The organism is Polyangium jinanense (assembly GCF_028435265.1).
GTDB lineage: Bacteria > Myxococcota_A > Polyangia > Polyangiales > Polyangiaceae > Polyangium > Polyangium jinanense.
Map to the genome: position 1 here is coordinate 1 of NZ_JAGTJK010000007.1, position 9,739 is coordinate 9,739.

Sequence of the window (9,739 nt, forward strand, 5' to 3'; positions counted from 1 at the left end):
GGCGCAACCTGCACGTCGGGGGGCGTGAGCGGTTGCTCGTGCCAAGGAGGCGCGCCGGCATCGAGGTAAACCGTGACAAACTCGTGCGGGGGAAGTCTGCCGTCGAGGCGCTGCTGGGTGAGGAGCACGGCGGGCCGCGCGTCCGTGAGCATGAAGGCGAGCCGCTCGCGGGGATAGCCTGGGTCGAGCGGTACGTACGCGCCGCCCGCCTTGAGAATGGCGAGCAGGCCGACCACCATCTCGAGCGACCGCTCGACGCATAACCCGACGCGTACCTCCGGACCCACGCCGAGCGCGCGCAGGTGGTGGGCCAGCTGATTGGAGCGCTGGTCGAGTTCCCGGTAGGTGAGCTCTTGCTCGGCGAACACCAATGCCACGGCGTCGGGCGTCCGCGCGGCCTGCTCCTCGAAGAGCTCGTGAATGCACTTGCAATCGGGGTACGCCACCGCGGTGTCGTTCCACGCCGCCTGCTGGCGCAGCTCGTCCGGGATGGGCGAGGGCAGGCGCAGATGCGGGTGCACCGGGTCGGCGTGCGTCTCGTTCCACCGCGCCACGAGCCCGCCGTGGCTGCCTGCGTCGTGCTCCCGAAGGTCTCTGCTCTCGTCGTGCATGCTCATCGTAGATTGATTCTCTTGGTATCCATCCGAGCCCGAGGGTCGGCAGGCAGGCCTACGGCTCCTGCTGCATCGCAGCGACCGTCTCCTTGGCCTTCTCCAGCTCCGACCTGAAATGCGACCGCATGGCGTTCGGATCGAAATTGAGAAACGTACCGCCGGTTTCGAAATGCATCACGAATACCTTGCCGAGCGCATGGGTGGTCGCGCCCGCGATGAGCGGCGTGGAGAGGAGCCCGAGAGCCGAGCCGACCACGGGCACGAATTTCGCGAACCCGTATCCGAGTGTGGCTCCCACACCCACGCTCCAGGTGCTCGAGACGAGGGAGCCAAGCAGCGCCTTCGCGACGTCACGGGTGAACTTCACCTCATAGAGGTCGGCGAGCTCCTTCAGCATCTTGAGCTGAATACCTTTGATTGCAACGAGGTCGACGGCGGGCACGGGGAGGACGCCCGCCACGAGCGCCCAGAGGACGTTCCGCCGGAGGATCGCCTCCGCGCGGCGTTCGCGCGCACGCACGTCGTTCGACGGGACCTCCGATTTCGCTTCGACGCCGTCCGCCATGGGCTCGTGCTTGGTGGACGTCTCGGTTCGTTCGTCCTTCGTTGCCTCGCCTGCCATTGTCACGCTCTATGTGCTCCACTCCCCTCGAATGCCTGCACGACCACGCGCAGCACAGCGGCCTCGGAGGAATGAAGGAAGAAGTGGTCTCCCTCGAAGATGCGGAGCGCAAACGGACCTTTCGTGTGTTCGCGCCATCCTTCGAGCTGCGCAGGCTGCACCGTGTCGTCCTTCATGCCCCCGAGCGCGGTCAGCGGAGCATCGAGAGGCTCTGTGGGGACGTGGCGGTAGGACCGGAGGAGCTCGAGGTCCGCCCGGAAAACGGGCAGGACGAGCTCCATGAGCTCCGGCTCGCCGAGGACGCTCGCGGGCGTTCCGCCATGACGTCGGATGCAGGAGAGGATGTAATCGTCGGTCAGCTCGCCGGTGGGTGGGTCGGAATCCGGGCACTGCGCCGCGCGGCGGCCGGAGATGAAGAGGTGCATCGGCGCCCGATAGCCGCGTGCGCGCAGCCAGTGGCAAAGCGCAAATGCGACGAGCCCGCCCATGCTGTGCCCGAACATCACAAAAGGTATGCGACCAGGGGCGAGCGCCTGCCCGAGCGCCTCCACCAGGGGCTCGAGCCTCGTTAGGGGCGCCTCTCGGATTCGCGGCCCTCGACCTGGGAGCTGCGCGGCGACGAGCTCCACGTCGGGCGGCAGCTCCGCGACCCAGGTCCGGAAGACCATTGCATTCGCCCCTGCGTAGGGGAAGCAAAATAGCCGCGCCCGCGGCAACGCCACGGGCCTGGGCCTCCAGAACCACGCGCCCGGGATCGGATCCATTGTCGGTGATTCAGGCTTGCGGCTTGGCTGCGGCAAGAGCCGCGTCCATCTGCTTGCGCAGGCCGAGCGGCCGCATGTCGGTCCAGACCTCCTCGATATACTGGAGGCACTCCGCGCGTTTCCCACGCTTCCCTGCCAGGCGCCAGCCCGCAGGAATCTCCCGGCCAGCGGGCCAGATGGAGTATTGCTCCTCGTGGTTCACGACCACCTCGAAGTAGGCATCTGCGTCGTCGAAGACACTCATCGTGGGTCCTCTTGCTACCCCGGCGTCGCCGAACAGGGCGGTTCACATTGCCGCTGACGGCGAACGTTTGTCTTGCCGCACGCTCGGTTCTGCGGTACCGTCGGCGAGCAGGATCCGGGGGGCGCGTATTTCTATCTAAGCTCTCTTGGGATAGACGTTACGCCCGCGACGTAGCAAGCGAGGTGCCAGCCATGATACGTCTTGCTTGCGTCGGAGATCGGCCTGGCCGCGCGAGGTATTCTGTCCGGACGCACGCTGGCGCGACCGCTGTACCTGTACCTGTAACAGGACCCTGTTACAGGTACAGGTACAGGTACAGTACGCTTCCGTCGGCGACGCTCGGCCGGTAGCCGCCTCCTTCGTGCGCGCACGCTCACCGGCGGGATTGTGTTCTCGTTGGGACAGGTGGCCTGAGCGTTGCAAGGCGTACGCTCGGAGCAGCCACGACGGATCCTCGAGGTGTCCCGCGGCTCGCCATCTCCGATAGATGCCGCTCGTGATTCATGGTCCCCCGGAGTTTCCTCGGGGCATCGTCGACCCTCCGGAGCGCAAACGACGAACCCACAGGGTGAATTCGTGACGTCCCAGAACAAACCTTCATCTTATGAAAATCGGGCCCGTGCCACGCTCACGTTGGATCGGCGCGGCTTTTTGAGCTTGGGCGCCATGTTCGGCGCTGGCCTCTTGCTGCCCGATACCATCGGGTGCAGCTCCGACGACAAGCCACAGACGCCGCAGCCGACGCCGAGCCGAGAGCTCTTCAATCCTGCCACGGTCCGAGCCAAGGACGGCCTTCTCGATATCGAGATGACCATCACCGAGATCCAGGTGACGGTGGGCCAATATACGTTCATGACCCGCGCGTACACGGGCCTCAAAGTCAATGCAGGAGAGGCGAATTTCGAAGGAACGTATACGGGCACGATCCCAGGCCCGAGCATCGAGCTGAGCCCGGGTGATAAGTTCAAGCTCAAGCTCATCAACGGCCTTCCGGACGACGACAGCGCCGTGGACCCCGGCGAGTGTGGCATGACCACCACCGGCGGGCATGGCGGGCACGGCCCGGGCATGCAGAACAACACGACCAACTTCCACACGCACGGTCTGCACGTCGACCCCGGGCCGCCCGGCGATGACGTCTTCTTGGAGATTGGTCCTGGCCAAAGCTACGACTTCGTCTTCGACATCCCCAAGGAACTCGTCATGCCGGATGGGACGATGGCCGATCATCCGGCCGGGACCTACTGGTACCACCCGCACTTCCACGGAGCGACGGCCATCCAGGTGGCAGGCGGCATGGTGGGGGCCCTCATCATCCGCGACGAATGGCAAGACGATCTCGACAAGATGTTTTCTCCCGAGCCCAAGCCGGGGCAGGGCAAGGAGCAGCTCCTGGTCGTCGGCGAGCTCATGCTCCAGACCAAGGATGCATGCACTGGGAAAACCCGCCTCGCGACGTACAAGGAAATGGGCGCGGGCGGCCCATTGCCTGACACCGTCGAGGATTTCTTCTACGTCAACGGCCAGATCAACCCGATCCTTCGCATGCGCCCGAGTGAGGTGCAGCGTCTCCGGGTCCTTCACACGGGCTTCCGTGCTCCGCTGGACATCGCCTTCCTCCGCGTACCGGACGATCAGGTGGACGCCGCGACGTCGTTGCCGAAGCCCGGCTATGATCCTTTCGGCTATTCTTGCGCGAGCAACAATGGGCCGCCCATGCTCAACCGGGACGCGTTGCGGGCGAAGTCGGCCCCCTATTACCAGGTCGCGACGGACGGGATCACCTACGCTGCGCCCCTGAAGATGCCGATGGCCGACGCCGTTTCGGAGATCGAATACGTCGTCCCGCCGGGGGGCCGCGTGGATCTGCTCACCCAATTCGAAGCGGGCACCTACCAGATGGTGGCGCTCGGCTACCTCGACTTCGTCTGCTGGGCGCCGCAGGTCCTCGCCACCGTGATCGTCTCGGGGGAGCCGGACAAGAGCCTCGAGATCCCGCAGGCGCTCACGCCGCCCGCGCTTTACCCGTCATTCGACGACATGGCGAAGCCTGGCAACCAGGTCGAGAATACACGGACGCTCGAGTTCGCCGTGGCCCTCGATGGGCAGGGAGGAGCACACTTCACCATCGACGGCAGGACGTTCTGCGAGACCCGTATCGACCAGTGCATGGCTTTGGGCGCCGTGGAGGAATGGACGATCAAAAACAAGTGGGACATGATGGCAGGAGAGACGGTCCATCCCTTCCACATCCACGTCAACTCGTTCCTCGTGACGTCCATCAACGGGAAGAAACCGGCACAGCCCATCTGGCGCGATACGGTTCTCATCCCCACGAGTGGCATGCAGGGCGTCGACGGTTCCCTCAAGTTCCAGTCGCGCTTCCTGCATTACGAGGGCAAGTACGTGCTGCACTGTCACATCCTGGAGCACGAGGATGAAGGCATGATGCAGCTCCTAGAGGTGAAGAAGGACGCGGCATGCGAGCCGTCGATGGTCGATACGTGCCCGATGCCGTGAATGGGCCACGATCACGCGCGATACGCGTCGATGTCGATCGAGAACCTCTGGATCCAGCGGTGAACTTGGACGCGCGACTTGCCCATGTCGCGCGCCACCCCGCTCACGTTGCCCCTGTGCTTCTCGAGGAGCGCCAGGATGCGCCCGCGCAGCTCGTCCGGCGCCGTGCCCCTCTCCTCCTCGGGCTCGGGCGGCGCGATGGTCTCGTGGCTCGGCGCGAGGAGGTGCGCGCTCTCGAGGTGCGCGCTTTCGAGGTGCACGCTCTCGAGGTGCGCGCTCTCGATGAGCGGCCCGTCCGCGAGCGCGGCCGCGACCCCGAGGGTCTGCGACAGCTCGCGGATGTTGAGCGGCCACCGCTGCTGCACGAGCAACTTGCCGGCCTCCACGGTGAAGCCGAGCTCAGGCGCGCCCGGCACCTTGGAGCGCCGTAGCAGATCGCGGACCAGGATGCCCATGTCCTCGATCCGGTCCCGGAGCGGCGTGAGCATGTGCCGGTGCCCGGAGAGCCGCGCCAGCAAGTCGACCCGGAGCTCGCCCCGGATGGCCATCTTGTCGAGCGGCTTGTGTGTCGCCGCGACGACGCGCAGATCGACCTTGATGGGGCTCGTTCCGCCGACGGGCACGACCTCGCTCTCCTCGAGCACGCGCAAGAGCGCGGCTTGTGCAGGCATCGGGAGATCGCCCACCTCGTCGAGGAAGAGCGTGCCGCCGTTCGCCCTGCGCACGTACCCCGGCTCGTCTCGGATGGCCCCCGTGAACGCGCCCTTGACATGACCAAAGAGCTGGCTCTCGAGCAGCGACGCCGTGAGCGCCCCGCAATTCACGGCGACGAGCGGCCCTGTCCGCCCCGAGAGCGCGTGGACGCCTCCCGCGAGCACCTCTTTGCCCGTGCCCGACTCGCCGAGGAGGAGCACCGGGATGGGCGCGCGCGCGATGCGCGTCAGGGTGTCGAGCTCGTCCGCGAGCGGCGGGACGAGCGTGGAGAACCCCCCGACCTCCGGGCTCTCGAGGTCGAGATCCCCAGCGGAGGCAGGCGACGACGGCAAGCCCGCGCGGTAGCGCAGGATGACGTTGCCGAGCTCGATGAAATCACCGTCCTCGAGCGCGACCGTCCGGACCCGTTTGTCATTGACGAACGAGCCGTTCCTCGAGCCCGCGTCCTCGAAGGTCCACCCGTGACCACTCCTGACGAGGCGCGCCTGGGTCTTCGAGATGGTCCCGTCGGGCAACCGCAGGTCGAGCCGCCGCGTGTTCGCCTCGCGGACGCGCGAGGCGACGCGCTCGGGGCCGCGGCCGATGTCGACGACGTCGATCTCCGAGAGGCAATACCGCGCGCCGCCGAGCGCCGGCTGGTCACAATGGAGCACGACGAACAGGAAGGGACGCGCGAGGGGCTGCGCCCTCCGCTCTTCGCGCACGGGGTCCTGGGTGGTACCGAGCGAGATCGGCTTCCGCGTCATGGGTGTGACAGCCTATCACGAGGACGGCGGGCGGCCTGGTTCTCACTCGGCGGCGCGCGCCTCCGCGACGCGGCGCTCGCACGCTTGCTGATCCCTCCGGGCCTCGGATTCGGTGACCTGGAGCAGTTCTCTCCGAATCGGCACGGGAATACAATACGAGGTCGCTCTCCAGAGTCGGGCGTCATCAGGGCCGGTGAAGGGCTCCACGGCGCGCCATACCCGGATGACCTTCTCCTCGGAGAGTTGCGCGATGTACTTGCCGTCGGGGCTCCAGTCGGCGCGCACGACGGCGAGGGGAGAGCCCCCGAGCACGAAGGGCTGCCCGGACCCGTCGGCATGAAAGACGCGCACGGTCGTGTCCGCCGATGCGGTGGCGATGTGTGTCCCGTCGGGGCTCATGCTCGCCCACGAGACCGTATCCCCATGCCCGTGGAGGACCCATGACTGCCCAGAACCATCGGCGCTCCACACACGCGCGGTCCCGTCGCTGGAGGTCGTGACGACCCGCGCGCCGTCAGGCGACCATGAAGCGGAGGTGACGTTCGATTCGTGTCCCCGAAGCACGAGCGGGGGCGCCGCGGCGTCGCGCACGTTCCATATTCGCGCGGCGCTGTCCACGAATGAGGTGATGATGCGCGAGCCGTCCGGGCTCCATTGCACGTCCGGGCTCCAATGCGTGGGGTCGAACCTCGCGCCCTGCTGGCCCAGCAGGACGAGCTCCCCCTCATCGTCGACGTTCCAGAGGTAGACGTTCCCGGTCCCGTCCGTCACGACGATCCGCGTGCCCCCGGGATCGAACGACGCCTGGACGACGCTCTTGGGTTCGAGCGGGGTCCTCGTCTCCGCCAGGAGCGCAGAGCCGTCGCTCGCCCACAAGCGCAGCGTTCCATCGAGGGAAGCGGTGACGATACGGTCGCCCGGCGCGCTCCAATCGACGGTCCAGACCTTTTCCGGGTGGCAGTCGAGGACGACGGGCGAAGAAGGATCGTCGAGGCGCCATACCCGCGCGGTCCCGTCCCGCGACACCGTGACGATTCGCGTGCCGTCGGGACTCCACTTCGCACTCTGGACCTCCTTGGCATGACCGCGCAGGACGACCGGGCTCCCCTCGCCATCCGCGCGCCACACCCGCGCGGTCTCGTCCCGCGAAACCGTGACGATCCGCGCGCCGTCGGGGCTCCACGCCATCGCATTGACGACCTCCGTGTGGCCCTCGAGCACCCTCGGCGCGACGACCTCGTCGAGATCCCAGTACCGAAGCGTCCTGTCGAGCGACGCCGTGAGGAGGTAGCGGCCATCTGGGCTGAAATCCGCCGTGTAAACCCAGTGCTTGTGGCCACGCAATACGATGGGTTGCCCCGCGCCGTCGGCATTCCAGATGCGCGCGGTCTTGTCCTTCGACGCCGAGGCAATGTGCTTGCCGTCGCGGCTCCACGCGACGCTCATGACCTTGTCCTCGTGGCCGTGCAGCGTGAGGCGCTCGGCGCCGCCTGCGGCATCCCAGACGCGCACCGTGGCGTCCTTGCCCGCGGTGGCGATGCGCGCGCCGTCCGGGCTCCAGGACGCCGCGACAACCTCGTCCGTGTGCCCGCGGAGCAGCAGCGGCGCGCCCCAGCCGTCCGCGCTCCACACGCGCACGAGCCCATCCACCGAGGTCGTCACGATGCGCTTGCCATTCGGGCTGAACCGGGCGCTCGTGACGGTTGCCTCGTGCTCGAGCAGGGCGATTTGCCTCCCGTCCGCAGCGCGGAACACCCTCGCGGTCCCGTCCTCCGAAGCCGTCACGACGCGCTGCCCATCCGGGCTCATCTGCACGGAAGTGAGCGCGTCGCCGTGTCCCCGCAACACGAGCGGCTCCCGGGAGCCGTCCGCGTTCCAGATCCGGGCCGTCTTGTCCCCGGACGCCGTGACGATGCGCGTGCCATCCGGGCTCCAAGCGGCGAACATGACGAACGCGTCGTGGCCGCGCAGCGTGGCGAGCCCTTGGGAATCGCCGACAGCCAAAATCTGCGCCGTCTTGTCCCCGGACGCCGTGACGATGCGTGCGCCATCCGGGCTGATGGCCGCCGTGTAGATCGGCTCGCCCCCGTGGAGGCCCGAGACCTCGTCCCGCGCGACGCCGGAGGAGAGCGCATCGCTCACGATCTCGGCCCACTCCTTGGGGATGTCCTCGGGCTCGACCTCGCGTGCGAGCGCGAGCACCAGCGTGGGATCGTCCATCCGCTTGCGCGCCGCGAGCATCCGCGTGGCATTGCGGCCACGCAGCGCCTGGAGCGCGAGCTCGGCGTTCTGCTCCTTGACACGTGCGGCCTCGGCGTCCGCGCGCCGGGCCTGGGCCTGGGCGCGCATGGCCAGGAAAAACACGAGCACCGATACGGTGCCGAGAATCACGAACGCCCCGGCAATCGAGCGCTGACGCCTCCGACGCGCGCGCTCCTGGAGGTCGATCACGGCGAGGAGGTACCGCTCTTCCGCGCGGCCGAGCGGCAAGCCGCGCTCCGCCTCGGGATTCGCGCGCCTTCGTTCATACCATGTCCGCGCCTCCTCGGCGGCGCGGTCCCGCCACAGCAAGCCGGACGCCTCTCCGCCCGCCTGCCATTGCGAGGTGGCGGCACGCAACCGGGCCATGAACTGGGCGTCGGCTGTGCTCTCGTCGAGCCATCCAGCGAGCCTCGGCCAGCGCTCGATCAGCGACTCGTGGACGATCTCCACCGTCACGGCGCCCGGACGGCCGCCGACCTCGAGGAGCAAGAGCCTCGCGCCGCAGAGGTGCTGGACGAGCGCCTCCACCGCGGTGGGATCGTCGGCGAGGGAGGCGAGCTCGGACAAACTCACGATCGCGCGCGTCCGCTCGGGCGTGACGAGGCGCAAAAAGACCGCCTGACAGAGGCGCTGGCTCGGCAGCGAGAGCGCGGCGAAGACGGCGTCGGCGTGGGTCGAAAGCGACCCGATTACCCCGCCGAGCCGCTCGTAGCTCGCTCGCGTCAAGGTCTTCGCCTCCCGATCACGCGCCTCCCAGAGCTCCGCGGCCGCGAACTGCAGGAGCGGGAGTGGCGTCTTGGCGCGCGACAGTTCGCCCAGGATCTCGGCGATCATCGCCTCGTCCTCGAAGCGATGCGCGGCCGCCTCCACCGGGCGCATCAGGGCCTCCCGCAAGCCCTCGCGCCCCATGGGCGGCAGGAGGAAGAGGGCCTGGGTCACCTCGGCCAGGAAATGGGGATCCTCGGCGACGCGGTCGAGGAAATCCGAGCGAATCGTCACGATGACCCGCAGCGGCGACGAGGCGTCGTCCGCCACGCCGAGAAGGCATTGAAGGAACGCGGATCGCTCGCCCGGATCGGAGACGAGCGTATAAAGCTCTTCGAATTGGTCGACGAAAACGAGCGCGCGGCTCCCTGGCCCCCGCGCGCGGCAATGGGCGCGCAGGCGGGCGCCGAGCAGGCCCGGCTCGGCGCGGAGATGGCTGGAGGCCGCGGGGCCGTCCGTTCCGCCTTCGGCGAGCACCTCGGCGAGGG

7 protein-coding genes are annotated in these 9,739 nt (G+C 67.7%); 1 reads left to right on the forward strand and 6 read right to left on the reverse strand.

Annotated elements, in window-relative coordinates; translation table 11 throughout:
* The 4 genes from KEG38_RS16775 to KEG38_RS16790 all read right to left on the reverse strand — a co-directional run.
* On the reverse strand, positions 1–617 hold a 617-nt coding region (locus KEG38_RS16775), incomplete at its 3' end, for an AMP-binding protein (RefSeq protein ID WP_272420524.1).
* A gap of 52 nt (positions 618–669) precedes the next feature.
* Positions 670–1,236: a YcjF family protein gene (locus KEG38_RS16780; protein WP_272420526.1), complete on the reverse strand. Its 567-nt coding sequence runs from the start codon at positions 1,234–1,236 to the stop codon at positions 670–672.
* Between the two features lie 2 nt (positions 1,237–1,238).
* A complete protein-coding gene (locus tag KEG38_RS16785; protein WP_272420528.1) occupies positions 1,239–1,958 on the reverse strand; it encodes a thioesterase II family protein in 720 nt (239 codons plus the stop codon).
* A gap of 52 nt (positions 1,959–2,010) precedes the next feature.
* On the reverse strand, positions 2,011–2,244 hold the full coding sequence (locus tag KEG38_RS16790) for an MbtH family protein (protein WP_272420530.1): 234 nt from the start codon (positions 2,242–2,244) through the stop codon (positions 2,011–2,013).
* Between the two features lie 666 nt (positions 2,245–2,910).
* On the opposite strand from KEG38_RS16790, the gene KEG38_RS16795 reads away from it, so the two are divergent.
* Positions 2,911–4,764: a multicopper oxidase family protein gene (locus KEG38_RS16795; protein WP_272420532.1), complete on the forward strand. Its 1,854-nt coding sequence runs from the start codon at positions 2,911–2,913 to the stop codon at positions 4,762–4,764.
* An 11-nt stretch (positions 4,765–4,775) separates the two neighbouring features.
* Here KEG38_RS16795 and KEG38_RS16800 read toward each other — a convergent pair whose 3' ends face one another.
* Positions 4,776–6,224: an FHA and sigma-54 interaction domain-containing protein gene (locus KEG38_RS16800; RefSeq protein WP_272420533.1), complete on the reverse strand. Its 1,449-nt coding sequence runs from the start codon at positions 6,222–6,224 to the stop codon at positions 4,776–4,778.
* A 42-nt stretch (positions 6,225–6,266) separates the two neighbouring features.
* The coding region (locus KEG38_RS16805; RefSeq protein ID WP_272420535.1) for an nSTAND1 domain-containing NTPase at positions 6,267–9,739 on the reverse strand (3,473 nt) is incomplete at its 5' end.